Source organism: Pedobacter ginsengisoli (assembly GCF_002736205.1).
Taxonomy (GTDB): domain Bacteria; phylum Bacteroidota; class Bacteroidia; order Sphingobacteriales; family Sphingobacteriaceae; genus Pedobacter; species Pedobacter ginsengisoli_A.
In genome coordinates this window covers 1,932,292-1,956,945 of the sequence record NZ_CP024091.1, presented here as the reverse complement: position 1 = coordinate 1,956,945, position 24,654 = coordinate 1,932,292, and the positions used below count along the sequence as shown (strand labels likewise).

The following is a 24,654-nucleotide window of genomic DNA, read 5'->3' as shown; positions in this document are numbered from 1 at the left end:
ACTATAAAGAACTTTGTTATGAAAAAGTATAAATATTTAATCTTAGTGGTCATTTGGACCTTAACCACTATGTCCTGCAAAAAGGCGTTAGACCTTAAGGCAGAAGACAATTTTGGAGATGGAACGTTTTGGCAAAACGAATCTCAGGTAACCAACTTTATGGTTGGTATGCACAAGCAATTCAGAGACAATCAATTTCAGTTTGAGCGTTTAGGAGAGATGAGGGGCGGCAGTTTTAGTAATGTTGACAGACAAAACACATCATTAAACGAATTGCCAATTATACAGCAAGATATCAATGAAAACTCTTCTGGAGTTAGTAACTGGGCCGGATTTTATGGACCTATCTTTCAATTAAACCTTTTTATTCAGAAAACGCAGGAGACCACTTTTTTATCTGAGAATAATAAAAACTATTTTTTAGGACAAGCTTATGCAATGCGTGCTTACTATTATTTTCATTTATTACGTACATATGGCGGTGTACCTTTAAGATTAGAACCAGATGCATCTAACCCAAATCCAACAGCTGTTTCACTTCGCAAAGCGAGATCAACAGAAGCTGATGTGTTGGCTGCGGTAAAAAGTGATGTAGATAAATCTGTATCTCTTTTTGGAAATACAGCAAGTCCAGCTGATAAAAGTTTATGGTCGCCAAAGGCAGCTCTAATGTTAAAAGGCGAGGTTTACCTATGGTCTGCAAAAGTATATAATGCAACTGCCGATCTTGAAGTAGCAAAAGGTGCTTTAAATGCCGCGGCAGGATCTACCTTGATGCCAAATTTTGCTAATGTTTTTACTTCTGCCAATAAGAATAATGCAGAAGTAATACTTGCAATCCGCTACAGAGTTGGAGAGGCCGAGATGAATAATGTTGCTAATTTTACTTATTCAACATTTAACTTCAATGGTGCTCATTATAAAGATTCAACAGCAACGGCAGGTGTTGGTAATTTCCTTGTGGATCCACTTATATTGGCCCAGCCTAACTCTCAGCAAGTTATCCAGCGTTATGCTTATACCTATGAGCTTTTCCAGTCATACGATTTAAAGGATACCAGAAGAAATGCAACATTCTATGACTATTATAGAGTTAACACCTCAACAACACCATATACAGTAACCATTAGAAACACTGCATTAGTGAAGTTTTTGGGTGTTATAGATGCAAATAAAAGGTATTTTTCTGATGATTGGACAGTTTATCGTGAAGCTGACAGATTATTAATGTTAGCGGAAATTGCAAATGCTGAGGGAGCAGATCCAACCCCTTACATAAAACCTGTTCGCGATCGTGCTTTTGCAAATGCAGATCCAACTCCTTTTGTTAACGGTGGAAAAGATGCTAATGAATTGGCAATATTTGCAGAGAGAAGCAAAGAATTTGTTTACGAAGGTAAGCGTTGGTATGACCTCCGCAGAATGAAAATAGGTAATGAACCACTTGTGTTTAAAACGGCTGGTAATAAATATGGTGTTCTTGATAAAGTAACCCAAGGATATAAAATACTTTGGCCAATTGAACCAGCTATCTGGACTAATGATCCACTGGTAAAACAAACACCTGGTTACGCTACCACTAATCCTAATAAATAAATTTTCTAATTTACAACAGAGCATAAGGATTATTACCTTATGCTCTGAATAATCAATTCAACATACACATATGATTTTCGAGAAATTACAAGGCTTAATTGCAGCTCCTTTTACCCCAATGGATAGTAATGGAGCCATCAACTTAAATATTATTCCGGATTACTATAGCTTTTTAAAGCACAATAAGGTTACAGGAGCTTTCATTTGCGGATCAACTGGCGAAGGAGTTTCAATGTCGACCGAAGAGAAAAAACAAGTAGCACAAGCCTGGGCTGAATGTACCAAAGGTGATCCTGATTTTAAAGTGATGTTATTTTTAGGGGGTACAAGCATTACAGATTGCAAAGAACTGGCTTTATATGCTAAACAGATTGGGCTATATGCCATTTCATTTACTGCCCCTTTCTACTTTAAACCTGCCAATGTAGATATGCTTGCTAAAGCATGTGCAGAAATTGCTGCGGTTGTACCTGATATGCCTTTCTATTATTACCATATACCGGTATTAACAGGCGTAGGTTTTGCCATGTACGATTTGCTACAAGCAATTGATGGTAGAATAGAAAACTTTGCCGGCATAAAATATACACACGAAGATTTTATGGATTTCTTATCTTGTATGAACTTTAAAGATGGAAAGTATGACATGCTTTGGGGACGTGATGAGAATATGCTCTCGGCATTAGCGCTGGGTACAAAAGGTGCTGTAGGCAGTACATTTAACTACGCCGCTCCATTGTACTATGATATGATTGATGCTTTTGAAATAAACGACCTGAAAAAGGCGAATTCATTGCAACAAAAATCTATTGATATGATCAGGTTGTTAGGTAAATATGGAGGTATAGCCACAGGAAAGGCTTACATGAAACTGGTGGATGTAGATTGCGGAGAATTTAGATTGCCTGTTAAAAACATGGATGGCAATCAGTTTGAACAATTCAAATCTGATGTGACAGCTCTTGAATTTAATACTTTTAAATCAAACGCGCCTCATTAGTTTTTAGTAATAGGCTTATGAACAAATACATATTTTCCCTATCAATCCCTTTTATGTTAATGTTAACAGACGTTTCTGCCCAGGAAACTACAATAAAGCAAGTGCAATGGTGTACGGCTGCAAAATTGCAAAATGCTGATGGCAGTACTTCATTGGGCTTTGCCGGTGCCGTTAATGCAGTTTTTAATGATGCCCTTATGGTTGCAGGGGGAGCTAATTTTCCTGATAAAATGCCATGGGAAGGAGGCAAGAAGTATTATTCCGACAGGATCCAGATATTGATTAAACAAAATGGGAATTTTGCCTGGGGTACCAAACCTTTAGCAGCAAAACTTCCTGAACCAGTGGCGTATTGCGGTAATACTGCTACTGATCTGGGTGTGGTTTATGCAGGTGGCGAAGGCCCGAATGGTTTATCAAATAAAGCTTTCATCATTAACTGGGACACTTCTGATTTAGATATTAACATAAAAAGATTGGCCGATTTGCCTTTTGCTGTTACAAATGCAGGGCTTACTCATGTAGGAAATGTGGTATATCTGGTAGGTGGCGATAAAGAAAAAAACTCATCCGATTCTTTCTATATGCTTGATTTAAATGCTAATGAAGCATCATGGGAAAAATTACCTGATCTTCCAATGCAATTGGCAAATGCGCTTGTAGTTGCCCAAGCCAATAAAATTTTTGTAATTGGTGGCCGTACCAAAACAGCTTCAGGAATTAGCGATTTGCATCATACAACTTTCGCTTATGATCTTAAAGCGGGCACCTGGCAACAACTTGCCGATATCTCTGATGGTAAACAAATTACAAACTTTTCGGCCGGTGCCGGTGTTGCGGTAGCAAACGATCTTATATTGGTTGCCGGGGGTGATAATGGAGAAGTTTTTCATAAAATAGAAAACTACATCTCCCAAATTGCAAAATCTCAGTCTCAGCAAGAAAAGGACAAACTTACTATCGAAAAGAATAAACTAAGCATAAATCATAAAGGTTTTTATAAAGCACAACTGGTATACAATGTTACCACAAATAAATGGGCCAAAATAGGTCAGTTGCCTTTTCTGGCGCATGTTACAACAACCGCTGCCAAATGGGGCAACGATATTGTATTGTCTAACGGCGAAATTAAACCTGGTGTAAGAACCCCATCAGTAATGATTGGCAAGATAGAAACTGGTTCGGCTTCAAAAAAATAACAATATGCAAAACAAAAACACAAATAATTATGCCTGGGTGCTGGTTGGATTACTATGGGTAGTGGCATTATTAAATTATATGGATAGACAAATGTTGTCGACCATGAAGCCAGCGATGCAAATCGATATAGCAGAGCTGCAATCGGCTACAAACTTTGGCTATCTGATGGCAATTTTTCTGTGGATATATGGTTTTATGAGCCCTGTTTCAGGAATTATAGCAGATAAGTTTAATAGAAAATGGCTAATTGTGGGGAGTTTATTTGTGTGGTCGGCAGTTACTTTTTTAATGGGTTATGCCGAAACTTTTAATCAAATCTATTGGTTAAGAGCTGTAATGGGTGTTAGCGAAGCTCTTTACATTCCGGCAGGCCTATCTTTAATAGCCGATTTTCATTCGCCCAAAACAAGATCTCTTGCAATAGGTATTCACATGACAGGACTGTACATGGGACAGGCGTTAGGTGGCTTTGGAGCTACCATTGCCGATAAGTTCTCCTGGCAATCTACTTTTCACTGGTTCGGAATTGCAGGTATTATTTACTCGTTTGTACTAATTTTATTTTTAAGAGAGAAAAAGCTTACAGATCATGAAATGGTTTCAGATAAGTTAACCATCAAACCTTCACTTTTTAAAGGTTTGGGCATTCTATTTACCAATATTTCATTTTGGATTATTCTATTCTATTTTGCAGTGCCAAGTCTTCCGGGTTGGGCGGCAAAGAACTGGTTACCTACGCTGTTTGCGCAAAACCTGAATATACCAATGGCTACTGCTGGTCCATTATCAACCATTACCATAGCAGCTTCATCTTTTTTAGGTGTAATACTAGGAGGTATTTTATCTGATAAATGGGTCCAGAAAAATTTAAAAGGACGTATTTATACCAGTGCAATTGGTTTGGCATTAACCATTCCATCGCTTTTATTATTAGGCTTTGGTCACTCACTCTTTCATGTTGTGGGAGCGGCCATTTGCTTCGGTTTAGGCTTTGGAATGTTTGATGCCAATAATATGCCTATTCTTTGTCAGTTTGTTTCGGCCAGATACAGAGCAACAGCATATGGATTAATGAATATGACCGGAGTGTTTTTTGGAGCTTTTATAACCGATTTATTAGGCAAATCATCAGACGCAGGAAGCCTTGGTAAGGATTTCGCGATGCTGGCCGGAATTGTAGTAATTGCATTAATAGTTCAGCTTTATTTTTTACGACCAAGACACAATGATTTTGTTGATGCATAATGCATTTAATAGTTAAATAGATTTATATAAAATGATGATACATAAGAATATATGGAAGGCTGTTTTAGGGATGGCTATTGTACTAGGAATTACCTCATGCAGTAAAAAAATATATACAGCAACAGGTGCTAACGCTATAAAAATTAATGCCACCGTTACAGAAAATCCAATCTTTACAAGAATGGAAGCAAATGCTTATCTGCGAATTGAGGTAAATATACCGGCAGGTAATTCAGAAATAGATTATAAAGCCATTTCAGGATCTATTAATAAAGAAACATTAAAAGATATTGCTAAGCTGGAAGTATACCAGAATAATGAAAAGCCTGACTTTAATAGTGCTAAATCAATAGGCAGCACTGTTCCTTCAGGCAATAAATTTACAATTCCTTTTGATTCAAAATTAAAACCAGGTATTCATTATCTCTGGCTTAGCGTTAGTTTAAAAGACAATGCCAATATCGATCATAAACTAGATCTTAAAGCAGATTTCTTAACGGATCTGTCTGGTCTTGCTTATAAGATTAATCAAAATAAACATACAGCCAAACCTCTGGGTATTGCCTTGCGCAAACCTAAGGACCAGAACGTGCATACCTATCGTATTCCCGGAATTGTTACTACCGATAAAGGTACTCTTATTTCGGTTTATGACATCCGTTTCGATCATAGTGGCGATCTTCCGGCTAATATAGATGTGGGGATGAGCCGTAGCGTTGACGGAGGTAAAACATGGGATGCCATGAAAACAATTATGGATATGGGGCGTCCGGATGAAAATAGCGGAGTAGGTGATCCTTCCGTTTTGTTTGATCCTGTAACTAAAACAATATGGGTTTCGGCCTTGTGGAGCAAAGGGAACCGCTCTATCGCGGGTTCAGGCCCTGGTCTTACACCTGAAGAAACCGGACAATTTGTAGTAACCAGCAGTACTGATGATGGACTTACCTGGAGCAAACCTTATAGCATTACATCGCAGGTGAAAAATCCTGAATGGAGATTATTTTTTCCCGGCCCGGGAAATGGTATTGCCATGGCTGATGGTAAGATTGTTTTTCCTGCCCAATATTGGGATGCCCAAAAAATGCCTCATTCTACGTTAATCTATAGCGATGATCATGGTAAAACATGGAAAAGCGGAATCGGCGCAAAATCCAATACCACCGAAAGCCAGCTTGTAGAAACTACACCAGGAACTATTATGCTCAATATGAGAGATAACCGTGGTGGTTTTAGAAGCGTTGCTACTACAACAGATATGGGTAAAAGCTGGACAGCACATGCAACTTCTTATAATACACTTGCAGATCCGGTTTGTATGGGGAGCTTTATTAAAGCAAAAGTTAAGGTAAATGGGGTGTTAAAAGATGTATTGTTCTTTAGCAATCCAAACGTTTCTAAAGCTCCAAGAAAAGATATTACTATTAAAGCCAGCCTGGATATGGGCGAAACATGGTTGCCTGCCAACCAATTATTGATCGATGAGCGTGATTCCTTTGGCTATTCTGCACTTACTAAAATAGACGATAATACCATTGGAATTTTGTACGAAGGCATAAGCAGCCTATTATTTGTAAGGGTGCCGGTAGCGGATATCATTAAATAGTTATGTTCAAAAAAAAGTCAATATTTTTATTTATTGTCTTGTTAGCTCTTGATTTGGTATCATATGCTCAGGAAGTAAAAGTGGCATGTATTGGGAACTCAGTAACTTTCGGTTATGGCTTAAAAAATCCTGAAAATGAATCTTATCCCTCTGTATTGCAAGGTTTACTTGGGCAAAAATATGAGGTTAAGAATTTTGGATTAAGCGGAGCTACACTTTTAAAAAAAGGACACAGACCTTATTACAAAACAAAACAGTTTGAAGAGGTGATGTCTTTTAAACCTGATGTTGCAATAGTACACCTTGGTTTGAACGATACCGACCCCAGAGATTGGCCAGAATTTAAAGACGATTTTAAATCAGACTATTCATGGTTAATAGATACACTTAGAAAACAAAATCCTAATGTAAAACTATTTATATGTAAGCTCACGCCAATTTTTAACGGTCATCCACGCTTTAAATCAGGTACTCGCGATTGGTATTGGCAAATTCAGCAGCAAATTATTGAAATTGCCAAGGCAAATCATACAGGCCTTATCGATTTAACATCCGCATTGTATAACAGACCAGATCTGTTTGCTGATAATTTACATCCCGATAAGGAGGGGACAGCCATTATAGCAAAAACTGTTTACGGAAACCTTACCGGTAATTACGGTGGGCTTAACCTTCCCGAAATCTTTACAGATCATATGGTGCTTCAGCGTGATAAACCTATAACTATATATGGCACAGCAAATAGCAATGAGCAAGTAAAAGTTTTATTTAATAATAAACAGCTTGTTGCAGTGGCCGATGCATATGGCAAATGGAAAGTTCAGTTTTCCGAAATGCCACATGGCGGGCCCTATATCTTAAATGTACAATCAGGTAATAAAACCATTGCCTTAACCGATATTCTTATTGGCGATGTATGGCTATGTTCAGGGCAGTCGAACATGTCGTATACCTTAAGTGCATCTAAAACAGGGAAATCAGAACTTGCTCAGATAAAAGCAAATAAGATAAGGTTATTTAAGTTTAACCAGTACGAAGAAACTAATGATGCGCCCTGGAATGCTAAAGTTTTAGAAGAGGTTAATCAGCTCAATTATTTTTCAGGAAGCTGGGCGCCAACCACTCCAGCAACAGCTTCAGGTTTTTCGGCCGTAGGCTATTATTTCGGTAAGCAAGTGGCACAGGAGTCTGGTGTTCCAATTGGCTTAATACAACTTGCCGTTGGAGGTTCAACCATAGAATCGTGGATAGACAGGTATACTATGGAACACGATGATGAGCTTGTTGATGTACTTACAAACTGGCGTAAATCTGATTTTATACAAGAATGGGCCAGAGGCCGTGCCGATGTTAATTTAAAGGAGGCATCAAATCCAAAACAACGCCACCCATACGAGCCAGTATATAATTACGAGGCGGGTGTAGCCAAACTAACCCAATTTCCAATAAAAGGTGTAATATGGTATCAGGGCGAAAGCAATGCTCAAAATGTTGATTTATATAAGCATACATTTCCGGTACTGGTAAATAGCTGGCGTAAAAAATGGGGTTATAATTTTCCATTTTATTATGTACAGCTATCAAGTATAGATCGCCCTTCATGGCCTTATTTCAGGGATGCCCAACGCAAATTACTAAAAGACATTACTAATGCCGGTATGGCCGTAAGTTCAGATGTTGGCGATTCTTTAAATGTACACCCCAACAGGAAAATGGAGGTTGGACAACGATTGGCACTTTTAGCCATAAAAGGCACTTATCATAAACCAATAACTGCCAATGGTCCGGTTATTTTAAGTGCCAAACAACAAAACAACAATATTGTACTTTCATTTACCGAAGCTAAAAAACTTACAACAAGAAATGGAGAACCCTTAATCGGGTTTCAATTAGTTAATCAGAAAGGAAATCACCTTACTGCAAAAGCTATAATAGCTAATAACAAGGTGATTTTAAAGGTTCCGCAAGGCGAAACCATAACCGATGTGCTTTATGCATGGGAGCCATTTACCAGAGCCAATCTGGTTAACGAAGCAAATTTACCGGCTTCAACTTTTTCAATTCCATTAGATTAAAATATTTCAAAATGAGCTATACAGCACAAGATTTACAGAGTCTCAGGAGATTCTACAGCAACAAGTTACTAAATGATACCATTCCCTTTTGGTTTCCCAGATCTATAGATACCGAATATGGAGGTTATCTGTTAATGCGCGATCAGGATGGTAGTTTAATTGATGATGATAAAGCTGTTTGGATACAAGGCCGGGCAGCCTGGCTATTGTCGACCCTGTACAATACTGTTGAACAAAAACAGGAATGGCTAGATGGCGCTAAATCGGGAATTGATTTTTTAAACAAATATTGCTTTGATACCGATGGGCAGATGTTTTTTCATGTAACACGCGATGGACAACCTATTCGTAAACGCCGTTACTTTTTCTCAGAAACCTTTGCTGTAATTGCCAATGCGGCTTATGCCAAGGCTAGCGGCGATGAAGAAGCAGCCGCCAAGGCAAGATATTTATTTGGTAAATGTATAGAGTATGCAACTACACCCGGCCTATTGCCTGCAAAGTTTACCGGTACAAGACCTATGAAAGGAATTGGTGTACCAATGATCATGATGAATACCGCGCAGCAATTGCGTGAAACAATTGGCGACCCAAGATGTGATGAATGGATTGACAAATGGATTGCCGAAATAGAGCAGTTCTTTGTTAAAGATGATATTCAATGTGTTATGGAACAAGTTGCTCCTGATGGGAATATAGTTGACCACATTGATGGAAGAACCTTAAATCCTGGCCATGCCATTGAAGGGGCATGGTTCATATTACATGAGGCAAAATACAGAAATAACGATCCTCGTTTAATAAAGCTAGGCTGTAAAATGCTCGATTATATGTGGGAACGTGGTTGGGATAAAGAGCATGGGGGGATACTATATTTCAGAGATGTATATAACAAGCCCGTTCAAGAATACTGGCAGGATATGAAGTTTTGGTGGCCTCATAATGAGGTTATTATAGCTACATTGTTGGCCTATACTATTACCGGCGACAAGAAATACGCAAAATGGCATAAAATGGTAAATGATTATAGTTATCAGCATTTTCATGACCCCAAAAATGGCGAATGGTTTGGATACTTACATCGCGATGGCAGCATAGCACAAACAGCCAAAGGAAATTTATATAAAGGACCGTTTCATTTACCCAGACAGGAGTGGTATTGCTTATCCCTGTTAAACGAATTCTTAAAAGCATAATCCGATATGATTAAAAAATTGCTACTAATTCTGCTTACTTTAAGTATAAATGCAGTTGCCCAGCCGGCCATAAAATCTATGAATAACCAGCCGGCACTAATTCCGTACCCTCAAAAAATGGAGTGGAAAAAGGGGCAGTTCGCAATTAAAAATTATAAAAGTATAATTATAGAAAATGTTTCGCTAAACCATGAGGCCGAGCTGTTACAAAAGCAACTGAAAGAAATTGGACTAATACTTCCCATTAAAAGAGAATCTCTAAATGAGCCTGGTATTGTTCTAAAATTAGGAAAGGTTGATGCACCAGATACCACCTCCGAAGCATATAAACTCAATATTACTGCAAGCTCAATAACAGTTACGGGTGCTGGTAAGGCCGGTTTGTTTTATGGTTTGCAAACCTTTAAGCAGTTGATTAATAACAAGTATATACAAGGATGCAGCATTACGGACTGGCCTGCTTTTTCGTGGAGGGGATATATGATAGACGCCGGAAGGAACTATCAGCCAATGGATTTGCTAAAACAGCAAATTAATGTACTTGCAGCCTATAAGCTCAACATATTTCACTTTCATTTTACCGAAGATATTGCCTGGCGATTAGAAAGTAAGCTATATCCACAGCTTACAGCTCCTGAAATTATGATACGCAATAAAGGTAAGTTCTATACTCAAAATGAGCTTAAAGAATTGATAACTTACTGCAAAGACCGCCATATTACTTTAGTGCCAGAAATAGATATGCCTGGGCATAGTGCAGCATTTAAAAGAGCAATGAAAACAGATATGCAAAGCGATAGCGGCTTGCTTATTGTTAAAAATATTCTAAAGGAATTTTGCGAAACTTTTGATGTTCCTTACCTGCATATCGGTGCAGATGAGGTAAAAATCACCAATAAAAACTTTTTACCCGAAGTAACTGCATTAATTGAAAAACAAGGTAAAAAGGTAATAGGATGGGAGCCCGGCGGTGAGTTTACAGAAAGTACAATTAGGCAATTATGGAGTGAAAATGCTACAGAAGTGAGTGTTAACCCAAATGTAAAGTATATAGATTCTCGTCATTTGTATGTTAACCATATGGATCCTTTAGAGAGTGTGGTATCCATATTTAAAGGAAAGATTTCCAACCTTGATGAAGGGAATAATGCCGCACTGGGTGGCACACTTTGTATATGGCCGGACAGAAGGGTAAGCAAACCTGAGGATGTATTTATGCAAACGGCTGTATATCCTGCTATGTTGGCTTTTGCCGAAAGAAGTTGGCGTGGTGGAGGTGAACCTGGCTGGTTAACCTATGTAGGTTTGGATGGAGCAAAAGAAGTTAAAGTGTTCAAAGAATTTGAAGATCGTTTAATGAAACACAAAAAGCATTATTTTTCAAAAATGCCATTTCCATATCAGGCCCAGGCACATTTAAAATGGAAATTCTACGGGCCTTTTAATAATGATGGTGATCTTACCAGAAAGTTTTATCCCGAAGAAACGAAAGATATTGATACCAGTAAAGCAGCATTAACTGCTGTAGGCGGCACTTTTATTTTAAGGCACTGGTGGGGACCTTTAGTTAAAGGGCTTATAGAAAACCCGGAAGAAAACACTACCTGGTATGCAACTACCAAAATTTGGAGTGATAAAAACCAGTTAATAAACTTCTGGATTGGCTTTAATAATATATCAAGATCTTATGGTTCAGACTCGCCAAATGAGGGCACCTGGGACAACCGAAAGAGCCAGGTTTTTGTAAATGATAAACCCGTAGCACCACCATTATGGAAACAAGCCGGTGCTAAAGGCAATTTAGAATTGCCACTAATTGATGAAGGATATGAATACCGAGAACCAACAAAAGTTCAATTAAAAAAAGGCTGGAACACCATATTGGTTAAATTGCCTGTTAAGTCTTTTAAAAGCAAAGATTGGCAAAATCCAGAAAAATGGATGTTTACAGTTGTACCTTGGCTTTAAATTTGATAGTCTCAGCAGTATTACATAAAAGGTGATTCTCTGTATGATTAAAAACTACAAACTTCTATTATATCTATCCCTGATTTTTTTTAGTTCTTGTTCTTCTGTTTATATGCCAAATGTGCCCAATACGCCTATGCTAAGCCAAAAAGGAGAGTTTAGCGGTGGTGGCCACATCTCTTTCCGCGGCAATGCAAGTTTAAATGGCGCTTATGCAGTTTCAGATCACTTTGGTGTACTGTTTAGCGGGGCATACATGAATAATGAAAAGCATAGTAAAGATTTTAAGCATAAATTAATAGAAGTTGGTGGAGGTTATTTTAACACCTTTGGCCCCGATAAGAATCGGATTTTAGAAATATACGCAGGCTATGGTGGCGGTAAAACAAACCGTGCATTCAGAACCTTCGATGATAATGATATATTAACAAATACTGATCTTGAAGAAATAACCTACAATAAAACATTCATACAGGTTAATTACAGTTCAAAGAAAAGTAATAATCTGCACTTATTTGGAACAGACTTCCCCATAAATTATGGAACAGCATTACGCATCAGCAGTGTGCAAATGAAAACCTTTATGCGCAATTCAGTAGGTCAGGTTAGAGAAGGTAATACCTTTTTAGAACCAATTTTCTTTACCAGAATGCGCCTAAGTGATGCAGTGCAACTTCAATATACATCAAGTGGTAATTTCGGACTAAATAGCCGCAAGTTTATGAGCGCCGGTAATTCAATATTTACCATTGGCGCTGTAATAAATGTTGGCGGCAAAAAGCTCAAACAATAGTTATTGCTCTTTTTTCTTTAATGAAGAAAGGAATTCAAGCAAATCAGAAAACTCCTGCTTTGTTATTGTTTCCTGTAACCCATCAGGCATCATAGAGCCTGGAACTTCTTTTATAAAATTAACATTAGCCGATTTTAGTTTTTGACTGGCTCCCCCTGGATATTTCAATTGAATATCAGATTCTGTTCTGCTCGAAATAATACCTACCAGGGTTGAACCATCTTTCATATCCAATTGCGAAGTTTCATAACCAAAGCTTACACCGGCCGATGGTCTTACAATGGCATCAAAAAGACCTTCTTTAGGTAGTTTTGCACCAATTTCAGACAAGTTTGGTCCAAAATCCAATCCTTGTCCATTTGCTTTATGGCATATAAAGCAAGCTTTGTTAAACACTGCTTTTCCTTTCAATGCATTTCCTTTCAATGCAATGATCTCGTTAAAGCTAACCATGGTGTTCTTTTTTGCCTCGTCTGTTTTAGCGCCTGGTAAATAGGTTTTTGCTTCATCGTATAATCCTTTAATACCCGATCCGCTTACGCCTTTTACTGCAAACGGAATCAAGTCATCAGACAAAGCCTTGCTTTTCAGTAAATCTAAAGTTCTCTTTTCACCGTTTCGGCTTTTCCCCAGCATTTCAGCAGCTTTCTGGCGTAATGCTTTATCATAAGATGTGCTGGTTGCCGCGCCAGAAAGTATACTTATAGATTCTTTATTACCCACCGCACCCAGAGCCTCAAAAACCGGGGCTATTTTATTCAAATCCTTGCTTTTAATAACCTCATTAATCCGTTCAGTATCTTTAAATTCAATTAAAAGGCGTGCAGCATCAACTCCGGCCGACTTACTTCCATTGGCAATTACCATTTCTAATAATTTGGCACCTTCTGTTTTAATTTGATATTTAGTTATCAGATTAATGTATTCCGGTGTTTGGGATTTTGATTCAAGTACCTTTTTCAAAGCATTTAAAGAAACAGGAGAACTTGCAACCTCTTTCGCATCCATTAAACTAAGTATAATAGAAGTTGTAGCAAGATCAGTGTTTTTACCAAGCATAGCTATTAAAGTTTTAGTTCTGTCTGCACCATCCTCAATAAAGTCAAATGCGCGGAAATATCTAAGCCTATTAGCTAACGGTACGCTTTGGTCAGATGTTAATTTTTCTAAAAAGGGTAGGGCTAGTGAAGTTCTGGAACGCCAGATAATATCTTTACCTCCAGCACCTGATAACGGATCGTTTACCAACTTTAAATATGCTGCCAGATAGCTATTCCATTGCCTATCTGCACCAATACCTAAGGCTTCAAGGTACCATCTGTCAGTTCCGTTGTGTTTTGTAGCCAGCTTGGCCCAAAGTTCAGCAGCCTCTGCAGTCTTATTATGTCTAAGCGCTATAGCACACTCTCTTAAAACCTCCATATTGGCATCATTTACCAATTGCGTCACATAATCAGTTACATTTAAATTAGTTTGTTTTACGGCTCTTAAAGCAGTAATGCGGATGTCAGGATTTTTATCCTTAATGGCCTCATCTAAATATTTCTTGGAATCAGACGATTTAGATAAAATCCATAAAGCCCTGGCTCTCATACGCTGATTGGCCGACGATTTCCATAATTTATTTAAAGCCGGAATCGCTTTTTTATCCATCTCCGTCAAAGCCAGGTAAGCATGTCGTCGCACTGCTAAATTCGGATTCTGAAGGGCTGCAATAGCGCCATTAGGCGTTTCAAAATTAAATACCGGAACAGAGTACTTTGATGCAAGAGCATTAGGAGCAACCCTGTAAATGCGCCCGCGTTCAAGGTCGCCAACTCTGTGCCCGCCAACTCCGGGATCATACCAGTCTGCTATAATTAAAGAGCCATCCGGAGCTATACAAACATCTGCTGGTCTAAACCATTGGTCTTTGTCATTATTTAATATGTTAATGATTTCTGCAGAATAGCCTGCGCCATTTTTCTTTACAGGGTATGATCTAACTACGTTATGCCCAGGTTCTGAATGTATAATCTGATTGTGGAATTGAGCAGGCAATAATGAGCCCTCATAAATCAAAATACCTGTCGGAGATCCGGAGCCTGTTTGCAAAAGGTTAGGAACCACACCCGGATCATTTAAGTGCCAATGGCGCAGTGGGATAGAGTCTTCCATATTAATACGCTCTGCAGGCCAGTATGCACCAGTCATTTCATCTTTAAAACCAAAATTACCGTGTTCCATTACATAGTTAATCCGCACACCTTTATTACCGTCATCATCATTGTCACTTTGCCAAACCGTACCGTAACTATCAACCGCAACCTCAAAAGGGTTTCTAAAATTGTGTCCTAAAACCTCCACATTAGACCCATCAGGATTACACCTGAACACCATACCTTCTTTATATTTTTTAGGGCCAATCTCATCGCCATCCTGATCAAGTACCGTTTTGTTATTTTTATCCTTTAGTGTTTCCCCCATATTCCCGAAATTGAAATATAGTTTTCCATCAGGGCCAAAAGTAAAGGTGTGTACACCATGGTCATGTTGTTCACCGCCGATTCCCTGAAACAGGATTTCTTTACGATCAGCCTTATCATCACCATTGTCATCGTAAAAAGCCCACACATAAGGACTTTGAGCAACAATAACCCTGTTGCCCAACACACAAATGCCTAATGGCGCATTAATTTCAGCTCCCTGATAAAATGTTTTGCTGGTTTCTAAAACTCCATCGCCATCCTTATCTTCTAGTATTAAAATCCTGTCGCCTTCAGGTTTAGGTTTGTTGTTGTTAATTTCAAACCTGTAATTGTAGGCTTCAGTAACCCAAACCCTGCCTTTTTCATCAACGTCAATATTGGTCGGATTTATTAATGTAGGTTCAGTTGCCATGGTTTGAACATGCAGACCCGGAAATGTGCGCAAACCGGCCAGGCTGTTACCCGGCAAATGTTTTGTTGCTTCTGTTAAAGGAGTATCAGTTTGAACCTTTAAGCGGTCTTTCTGTTCACTTACAGACGGGTTACATGTTTTAAATAATAGAACAGGTTGAAACAAAACTAATGCAACCTTGGCAGCAAATAGGGTGGTTTTGGTAAAATTAATAGCCATTCTTTGTACGGTTTAAAGCGATCTATTCTCTTCAAGTGGTTAGCCTGTTTAAATAGAACACAGGATATTTGGTTAACGAATTTAGAAAAAATATCCAATAAAGCAATCGATTGCTTAAGTTTTATTTAATTATCAGAATAGCAAAGTTTTTTCAATAAAAAAAGGCTGTATCATATTAAGATACAGCCTTTTTTGTAATAGTCATCCAACGATAACTATCGCCTTAAATAGGCTTAACTGTTACAGTTTTTAAAAGAGGTCTGTCTTTTACATCTTCATGAGCAGCTTTAACCACTATATAAACATCATGGAATTTACCATCAGTTACCGGGCTTATAGCTACACCTGAAGCAATTGAACCTTGCTTTCCAATTACCTGCCCATCTTTACCACCCAATCTGATTTCAGCGCTGTAATCAGCATTTGCATTTTCCAGATTTAGGTTAAAGGCAGCAACATTAGTTAAATCAATACCTTTTAATTTAATCCAGCCAGCTTTTTGAGGCAATATTAATGATTGAACCCCATCGGCATCTTTACGTCCGAAATCAGATATATCTTTAATATCGGCTGCATTTATAACATTGCTTCTTAAATTAAGGACCTTGGTGTTTGATAAAGGTTTTAAGCCTGCAGCTCCTAAATCAGAGTAAGTTGCTTTAATATTTAAAACAGATTTATCTTTATTGGTTTCTGCCGGAGGCACAATTTTACCTGTAGCAGGTAAAGAAGGACCAGTTGTAGATTTTGCACTTAAAGTCATGATCCATTCAGCAATTTCCTTAACATCAGCAGCTTTCATAGTAGGGTGGGCAGGCATAGGAACTTCGCCCCAAACACCTTTACTACCGTTAATTACTTTAGAAGTGATATAATCAGCAGCTTTGGCTTTTGTCTGATATTTGGCAGATACCTGCGTAAATGCAGGGCCAATTGATTTTGTAGAAATTTTATGGCAGGTACTGCAATCTGCTTTAAGCATTATGGCTTTACCCACAAGTGTTTGTGCAGCTTGCTGATGGCCCAGTTTAGCTCCCGCCATATCCAAACCTTCGGTATAAGTATTTGATACATAGATTCTGCTTTTATTTACAGCAGCACCTTTATCAGAAACCAATACCTGATAATTAATTGGTTTTCCTGGGAAATAGAAGCTCTTGTTTCCTGTTAAAGCTATATCAACCTTAGGCTCTTCATTTCCTGCGTAAACAGTTACAGTATTGCTTTTTGACGAAGCTTTATCTTTATCCAATACCTGAACACTAATTGCATATTCTCCAGATTTGGTAAATGTATGCTGTAATTCAGGTGTTGTTGTAGTTTTTTTGATGCCTTTTCCTAAGTTCCATACGTAAGTTAAAGCATCACCATCTGGATCTGTTACATCTACTTTAGCCACAAGTTTATATGGCAATAAGCCACTTGTTTTTTCAATTTCAAGGTTTTTCACAACAGGAGGTCTGTTGCCGGCCATGTAATCAATTCTGGTAATACCAGCATCAGGATTTTTAGAGAACCATCCTTTACCATACTCAAGGATGTATAATTTATTATCCGGACCAAGTTCCATATCAATAGGTGCAGCTAACGAAATGTTACTTAGCATCGGCTCCATACTTACATAATCTCCCGCTGGCGACATAGTTACCGCTTTAACCCATCCACGGATCCATTCGTAAATAATCAATTTACCATCATAATATGAAGGATATGGCGAAGCACCTGGTCTTGAATAATAAACCGGGCCAGCCATTGCAGTACGGCCACCTGCACCAACCTGAGGAAATTCTTTAGATTCTCCGTAAGGATACCATATAAAAGCCGGATTAGCCGGAGGAAGGCTAGATAAACCAGTATTGTTAGGCGAGTTATTTAAACCAGCTTTAGGGTCAAATGCCTCACCATTTTTACCGTCGGTATAATCATAAGCTTTATAAGGATAGTTGTTACCTATAAATAAAGGCCATCCAAAAAATCCTGCTTTGCGGGCCTGATTTACCTCGTCATAACCTCTTGGCCCTCTTAAAGCATCATCGTTTGATGCATCCGGGCCAACTTCGCCCCAATACAGGAAGCCTGTTTTTTGATCTACTGATATTCTGTAGGGGTTTCTGTTTCCCATTACATAAATCTCAGGTTTGGTTTTTTCCTGGCCTTTAGGGAACAGGTTGCCATCAGGAATACTATAAGTAGCATCCTCGTTAACCTTAATTCTAAGTACTTTACCTCTTAAGTCGTTGGTGTTACCTGCAGATCTTCGGGCATCATACTGCTGAAATCCCTCACGATTGTCTAGCGGTGCATAGCCATTGTTTACATACTTAGATTTTGGTGCATCAAAAGGAGTGGAGTTATCGCCTGTTGATACATATAGATAGCCTTCAGGACCAAAAGCAATAGAACCACCGGTATGGCAGCATATTTCGCGCTGAGAGTAAAACTCAAGTACAACCTTTTCTGAAGCAAGGTTTATTTTATCATTTATCAGCTTAAAGCGCGATAACCTGTTAACAGAAGGTTTTACCGGACTATAAAAAGCATATACATATTGGTTTTTTGCAAAGTTAGGGTCAAGTGCTATACCTAATAATCCTTCTTCAGCATTTACATCAGGGGTATTTAATGTTTTAGAATATACTTCGAGCTTACCTGCTTCCTTAAGCGTCTTGGTGCTGTTCTTGTAAAGCATAAATTCACCACGACGCTGCGATACCAAAATATCGTAATTAGGCAATACCGCTAATTCGGTAGGTTCAGTAAGCTGCCCTTGTACAAGGCTAACTTTAACAAACCTGTTCTGGTCTGGTGTGTCAATGCTAAGTTTTGGTTTCAACTTGCTCTGCTTAAGGTTGTTCAGCAGCAAAGTTTCTGTTTTTTTTGTTCTGGTTAGCGGTGGAAGCAAGCCAAGCGCAATACCAGAAATTAACAATGCAAAAGAAGTTTTCATTAAAAGTTTAATTACTGTGTGTTGTTTCGAAGACTAAATATAAATGAATATTTCATAAAACAAATAAAATTTAGGCAATCGATTTCCAAAGCTTTTGCAAAGCGCTCCATTTAGTACCAATTAAGGAATGTTTTTAAGCTGCATGGTATCGGGATTGTGACAGTGTAGGTCAGGTTCTTCACAAGATTAGCATTTCTTCACACATGGTTCACACATTCTACACACCAAATACACAAACAGGTACCTTTTTGTGTATTTGGTGTGTAGAATGTGTGAACCATGTGAGGACTTGGTATAGTGAATATGAGGTTTGTAACCCATCTTAGTGTAAATAACACACACGGTTGTTAGTGTTATTAGTACACCTTGTTAAATAATTTATTTTACAATTCAGTAAAAGTGCTTACAAAATTGTTTGAGCAACAATTCCAAAAAATGACGTTTTTCTAAAAACTATACTTTTTTTATGACTACTAATAAATGTTGATAAATAGTTTTAGCAAAACTTTAATGGCTTATTTATTGATTTTAAGGGGTTATTGTTTATTGTAACAAAATCATTATTTTGCAATCCTTTTAAACCAACATGAAATTATATACATTTAATTTTTTTTAACCAAAAAACACAACATGAAGCTTAATTATTTAAGGTTTGGAACAACCGCCTTTATCTGGTTGTTAGGAACTGCCCTTGTGTCTGGTCAGCAGCTTGCCGATCAGTCAGAAATTGATCTGAAAGATCTTTCTTCATTTAAAACTCCGGGAAAGACCTGGACGCTTGCCGGTGGTGTTACTGCCAATTTGAATGAGGTAAACGTATTAAACGTAGCAAAAGGTACCGGTATTCTGGTAAATGTACCCTCTAAGAAAGATCATGGATCAGACCTTTTAACTATTGGTGAACATGGCGACATTGTTCTTGAACTGGATTATTTGCTTGCAAAAGGAGCTAACTCAGGAATTTATCTTCAGGGAGTTTATGAAATTCAGTTAGAAGATTCATGGGGCATCTTGAAACCTACATCTTCAAACAACGGCGGGATTTACCAACGTTGGGACGATTCAAAACCAGAAGGTCAGCAAGGTTACCAGGGTTATGCACCACGTCAGAATGCAAGTAAAGCACCTGGCTTATGGCAGCACATTAAAATTGCATTCCAGGCACCTCGCTTTGATGCATCAGGAAACAAAACAGCTAATGCAAGAATTTTAGGAATAGAACTGAATGGAGTACTTATACACGATAATATAGAATTATTTGGCGTAACAAGAGGTGCCAATGATAAAGAAAAGGCTTTAGGTGCTTTACGTTTGCAAGGCGATCATGGAGCTGTAGCTTTCAGAAACATTAAAACCTCAAAATTACCTGCCGAAATGTTAAACGGTGGTCAAAGAGGTGGTAGCGATACTGATCCTATTTATATAGATGTAACTACTACACCAAACATCCGCAGTTTTGTTGATGTTCCGGGTGGTCCTAAAGTAGTTCATGCTATCTCTGTAGGTAGCCCTACACAGGTTCACTTTAGTTATGATTTAGATAACGGTGCTTTGTTCCAGGCATGGCATGGTGAGTTTGTTGATGCAACTCCAATGTGGCACGACAGAGGTAACGGTACATCGCGTCCTCGTGGCAGTGTAACAGCTTTCACTAAAAAACCTGTTCCTACCTTAGCTAAACTTACTGATGCTCAGGGAGCATGGCTTACTGATACTACCGGTACAGGCTTTAAAACTAAGGGCTATACTTTAGATGATCAGGAACGTCCTACGTTTAATTACAATATCTATGGTACTAAAGTTTCGGATGCTATTAAAGCACTTGAAAATGGTCAGGGCCTAAGCAGAGAAATCATTCTTGAAACTCCGGTTGATAACATCTATGCATTAATAGCTGATGCATCGAGCGTAGAAGAGGTTTCTAAAGGACTTTACCTTGTAGACGGACAATCTTTTTATTTAAAATTTGACGATACCAAAGACAAACCTGTTATCAGGGATGTAAACGGCAGAAAACAACTTGTTGTTCCTGTTCGTGGCAAGTTAAATTATTCTATTTTATTTTAAAAAGGGGTTAGATAATGAAATACACTTTTAAAATGCTGGCAATGCTGGCTTTAAGCTTTAGTTTTACAACGGGGTTTGCTCAGGAAACTCCGAAAGAAGAAGATTTCTTCAAAATAAATAAGGTAAGAATACCCGAAGGACCAATTTTAGAGGTTGGTGGTTTGGTTACTTTGCCAAATGGAGATCTTGGTATCTCGACCAGAAGAGGTGAGGTTTATATTGTAGAAAATCCTACAAGTAAAAACCCTTACTTCCGTAAGTTTGCATCAGGCTTACACGAAATATTAGGTTTGGCTTACAAAGATGGCGCACTTTATTGTGCACAAAGAGGTGAGTTAACTAAACTGATTGATAAAAATCAGGATGGTAAAGCTGATGTTTACGAAACTATTTATGCATGGCCATTAAGCGGTCACTATCATGAGTACAGCTTCGGACCAAAAATCGCTAAAGACGGTTCATTCTTTGTTACCGGAAACGTGGCTTTTGGTGATGAGGAATGGTGGCGCGGAGAAAGCCGTGTACCAATGCGTGGCTGGACAATGAACATTACTGAAGATGGTAAAATGCAGCCTTGGGCTACAGGTCAGCGTTCTCCTGCTGGTCCAAACGTAATAGACGGACAACTTTATTACACTGATAACCAGGGAGACTGGTTCGGTTCTGGTGCTATCTGGCAAGTTAACAAAGGAGATTTCTTAGGTCACCCTGCCGGATTAAGATGGACTGGAAGAGCCGATTCGCCAGTTAAACTTACCACAGAGTATTTTAACTCTAAAATTGACGAAAGAAGAACAAGAAATGCTGAAGGAAGAGCTATAAAACCTGAAAACAGAGTGAATGAAAACTTCAAGATGTTATGGGAAATGAAAAAAGATTTTCCTGAGTTAAGATTGCCTTCTGTATGGTTGCCTTATGGTATCCTTGGTATCTCTACTTCAGAGCCTGTTAAAATTCCTCAGGGAGCTTTTGGTCCTTTTGAAGGTCAGATTTTAGTAGGTGACCAAGGTATGAGTATCATTTCGAGAGTATTCTTTGAAACTGTAAACGGTGTAGAGCAAGGTGCTTCATTCATGTTCAGAAGCGGTTTCCGTTCAGGAGTATTAAGAATGGCATGGGGTACTGATAATTCATTGTTTGTTGGAGAAACCAACCGTGGTTGGGGATCAGCAGGTGATGCAAACGAAGGCCTTGAGCGTTTAGTTTATACCAATAAAGTGCCTTTCGAGATGAAAGCTGTTAGAGCAATGCCTGATGGTTTTGAAATTGAATTTACTAAACCAGTTGATTTAAAATCGGCAGAAGATTTAGCTTCATATGATGTAGAAAGCTATTTATATAAATATCACCCGGTTTATGGTTCACCTCCAATCAACAAAGAAAAGTTGAAAATTAAAGGTGTTAAAGTATCGGCTGATGGTTTAAGAGCAAGACTTATTGTTGATAACCTTCGTCAGTATTATATCCATACCATTACTATTGATGGTGTTCGTTCACAAGAAAACTTCTATTCTTTAGTTCATCCAATAGCTTACTATACTTTAAATAGTATTCCAAACGGTGAGAAATTATCTATGAGCGATGTAAGTACTAAAAACTCAGCAAATGCTCCTGTAGCTAATGCTGCTCCTGGAAAAGGAACTGGTAAAAAACCGGTAGCTGGTGCTAAAACTACTGCTGCAGCACCAAAAGCTGTTGAGGGTGGCGCTAAAGCGGCAGCTCCAACTTATGCTCAGGTTAAAGGCTTATTAACAACTTATACTTGTACTGCTTGTCATAACCCGACAAAAAGACAAATCGGACCTGCGTTTGCTGATGTTGCAAAACGTAAGTATACTGCAGAAAAGATTCTTTCTTTAATTCACAACCCTCAGCCTCAAAACTGGCCAGGTTACGCGACAGAAATGCCGCCGATGCCTCAGGTTACTAAAGAAGACGGTATAAAAATAGCCAACTGGATTAATTCCTTGAATAAATAAAGGACCCGGTGCTAAAGTCCAATTAATATATCGGCATTTCCCTCGGATATCTATGGGGAATGCCGATTTATTTTATACTTTAGTTCCTCATTTCAAAAACAACCAATATAAACGATGAACAAACTAGACTATCGCGATTACATTGTATTCTTTATATACTTTATAATCGTATCAGCTTATGGATTTTGGATCTATTATAAAAAGAAGACCAAAACAGCAGATTCAAAGGATTACTTTTTAGCAGAGGGCTCATTAACATGGTGGGCAATTGGTGCTTCTCTTATAGCATCTAATATATCTGCTGAGCAAATGATAGGTATGAGCGGATCAGGATTTAAGCTTGGCCTTGCAATTTCTGCTTATGAGTGGATGGCTGCCGCTACCTTAATTATTGTAGCTATATTCTTTATGCCGGTTTATCTTAAGAACAAGATATTTACCATGCCACAGTTCCTTAGTCAGCGCTACAATGAAAAGGTGGCAATGATTATGGCGGTATTCTGGTTAATGCTTTACATTGTAGTAAACCTAATGTCTATCCTATATCTTGGAGCTTTGGCCATTAGTGGTATATCCGATCTTCCTATCACTTTCTGTATCCTTGGCTTAGCTGTATTTGCTATTATCATCACTTTGGGTGGTATGAAAGTTATTGGTTATACTGATGTTATTCAGGTATTTTTCTTAGTGCTTGGTGGTTTGGTAGCTTCATACATAGCATTAAACATCATCTCAGATAATCAAGGTATTGTAAAAGGCTTCTCTATTTTAACCAATGGTGCCTCAGAGCATTTCCATTTGATATTTAAAAAGGATAACCCTAACTATATGGATCTTCCTGGTTTAAGTGTATTAATAGGAGGTATGTGGATTGCAAACTTAAGCTATTGGGGATGTAACCAATACATTACTCAAAGAGCATTGGGTGCTTCTTTACCGGTTGCCAGATCGGGTCTTTTATTTGCAGCATTCTTAAAAATGCTTATGCCTGTAATTGTTGTTATTCCTGGTATTGCAGTTTATTATATCATAAAAGAGAAAATTCCTAATATAAGCCCAGAGAGTTTATTAACTTCTTCTGGTGTTCAGGATCCTAATAAAGCATATCCTGCATTGTTAGGTTTATTACCTGTAGGTTTAAAAGGACTTTCATTTGCAGCACTTACAGCAGCAATTGTTGCTTCATTAGCAGGTAAAGCAAACAGTATTGCTACTATTTTTACCTTAGATATTTACAAGAAAGCATTTAATAAAAATGCCGGCGAGGGAACATTGGTAAACGTTGGTAAAATTACTGTAATCGTTTCAATGTTACTTGCAGTAGTATTGTCGCTAATAGTTGGTGATGCTTTAATGGGGGAAGGAAAACAAGGTTTCCAGTACATTCAGGAATATACAGGTTTTGTATCACCGGGTATTTTTGCCATGTTTATTTTAGGCTTTTTCTGGAAAAAGACTACATCAAATGCGGCATTGTTTGCTACTATAGGTGGTTTTATTGCTTCGGTAGTATTAAAGTTCTTACCAGGATGGATAGATCTTGCTCCTTTACATGATATGGGATGGTCTGTGGCTAACTCGGCAGGTGTATTTGAAATTCCATTTATGGACAGGATGCTTATCGTATTTGCAATCTGTGTAATTGGAATGTATTTCATCAGTACTTATGAAACCAAGAAAGGCGTTGTAGCCCATGGATTAGAGGTTGATACAAAAATGTTTAGAGTATCTACATCTTTTGCAGTTGGTGCATTAATTATTGTAACTATGTTGGTAGCACTGTACTCTGCTTTTTGGTAGTATACAGGAAAACAATAACAATAAAGTAATCGAAAAAGGCGCCTTGGGTTTATCCAAGGCGCCTTTTTTACTTATTCATTTAT

At 38.2% G+C, this 24,654-nt stretch carries 14 protein-coding genes; 12 read left to right on the top strand and 2 right to left on the bottom strand.

Annotated elements, in window-relative coordinates; translation table 11 throughout:
• Positions 1 to 18: 18 nt before the first annotated feature.
• The 9 genes from CPT03_RS08040 to CPT03_RS08000 all read left to right on the top strand — a co-directional run bounded on the left by CPT03_RS08040 (position 19) and on the right by CPT03_RS08000 (position 12,679).
• On the top strand, positions 19 to 1,596 hold the full coding sequence (locus CPT03_RS08040; protein ID WP_099438370.1) for a RagB/SusD family nutrient uptake outer membrane protein: 1,578 nt from the start codon (positions 19 to 21) through the stop codon (positions 1,594 to 1,596).
• A 70-nt stretch (positions 1,597 to 1,666) separates the two neighbouring features.
• Complete coding sequence (locus CPT03_RS08035) at positions 1,667 to 2,596, top strand: dihydrodipicolinate synthase family protein (protein ID WP_099438369.1); 930 nt, start codon at positions 1,667 to 1,669, stop codon at positions 2,594 to 2,596.
• Between the two features lie 17 nt (positions 2,597 to 2,613).
• Positions 2,614 to 3,795, top strand: coding sequence for a kelch repeat-containing protein (locus CPT03_RS08030; protein ID WP_099438368.1), 1,182 nt, complete (start codon positions 2,614 to 2,616; stop codon positions 3,793 to 3,795).
• Positions 3,796 to 3,799: 4 nt separating this feature from the next.
• On the top strand, positions 3,800 to 5,041 hold the full coding sequence (locus CPT03_RS08025) for an MFS transporter (RefSeq protein ID WP_099438367.1): 1,242 nt from the start codon (positions 3,800 to 3,802) through the stop codon (positions 5,039 to 5,041).
• A gap of 31 nt (positions 5,042 to 5,072) precedes the next feature.
• Positions 5,073 to 6,647 carry a sialidase family protein gene (locus CPT03_RS08020; RefSeq protein ID WP_245870005.1) on the top strand — a complete coding sequence of 525 codons (1,575 nt, stop codon included), beginning with the start codon at positions 5,073 to 5,075 and terminating at the stop codon, positions 6,645 to 6,647.
• Between the two features lie 2 nt (positions 6,648 to 6,649).
• Positions 6,650 to 8,722, top strand: a complete 2,073-nt coding sequence (locus CPT03_RS08015; protein ID WP_099438366.1) for a GDSL-type esterase/lipase family protein — start codon at positions 6,650 to 6,652, stop codon at positions 8,720 to 8,722.
• 11 nt (positions 8,723 to 8,733) lie between these two features.
• Positions 8,734 to 9,918, top strand: coding sequence for an AGE family epimerase/isomerase (locus CPT03_RS08010; RefSeq protein WP_099438365.1), 1,185 nt, complete (start codon positions 8,734 to 8,736; stop codon positions 9,916 to 9,918).
• A 6-nt stretch (positions 9,919 to 9,924) separates the two neighbouring features.
• On the top strand, positions 9,925 to 11,886 hold the full coding sequence (locus CPT03_RS08005; protein WP_099438364.1) for a beta-N-acetylhexosaminidase: 1,962 nt from the start codon (positions 9,925 to 9,927) through the stop codon (positions 11,884 to 11,886).
• A 43-nt stretch (positions 11,887 to 11,929) separates the two neighbouring features.
• Positions 11,930 to 12,679, top strand: a complete 750-nt coding sequence (locus CPT03_RS08000) for a hypothetical protein (protein ID WP_099438363.1) — start codon at positions 11,930 to 11,932, stop codon at positions 12,677 to 12,679.
• Here CPT03_RS08000 and CPT03_RS07995 read toward each other — a convergent pair whose 3' ends face one another.
• Positions 12,680 to 15,778 carry a PVC-type heme-binding CxxCH protein gene (locus CPT03_RS07995; protein ID WP_099438362.1) on the bottom strand — a complete coding sequence of 1,033 codons (3,099 nt, stop codon included), beginning with the start codon at positions 15,776 to 15,778 and terminating at the stop codon, positions 12,680 to 12,682. It lies immediately after the preceding gene.
• Positions 15,779 to 16,001: 223 nt separating this feature from the next.
• Positions 16,002 to 18,725, bottom strand: coding sequence for a PQQ-dependent sugar dehydrogenase (locus CPT03_RS07990; protein ID WP_099438361.1), 2,724 nt, complete (start codon positions 18,723 to 18,725; stop codon positions 16,002 to 16,004).
• Positions 18,726 to 19,355: 630 nt separating this feature from the next.
• On the opposite strand from CPT03_RS07990, the gene CPT03_RS07985 reads away from it, so the two are divergent.
• The 3 genes from CPT03_RS07985 to CPT03_RS07975 all read left to right on the top strand — a co-directional run bounded on the left by CPT03_RS07985 (position 19,356) and on the right by CPT03_RS07975 (position 24,571).
• Positions 19,356 to 20,792, top strand: coding sequence for a DUF1080 domain-containing protein (locus CPT03_RS07985; protein WP_099438360.1), 1,437 nt, complete (start codon positions 19,356 to 19,358; stop codon positions 20,790 to 20,792).
• A gap of 14 nt (positions 20,793 to 20,806) precedes the next feature.
• The gene (locus CPT03_RS07980) at positions 20,807 to 22,771 is read left to right on the top strand and encodes a c-type cytochrome (protein WP_099438359.1); all 1,965 of its coding nucleotides are present in this window, start codon (positions 20,807 to 20,809) and stop codon (positions 22,769 to 22,771) included.
• 114 nt (positions 22,772 to 22,885) lie between these two features.
• Positions 22,886 to 24,571: a sodium/sugar symporter gene (locus CPT03_RS07975; protein ID WP_099438358.1), complete on the top strand. Its 1,686-nt coding sequence runs from the start codon at positions 22,886 to 22,888 to the stop codon at positions 24,569 to 24,571.
• The last annotated feature ends 83 nt before the right edge of the window (positions 24,572 to 24,654 follow it).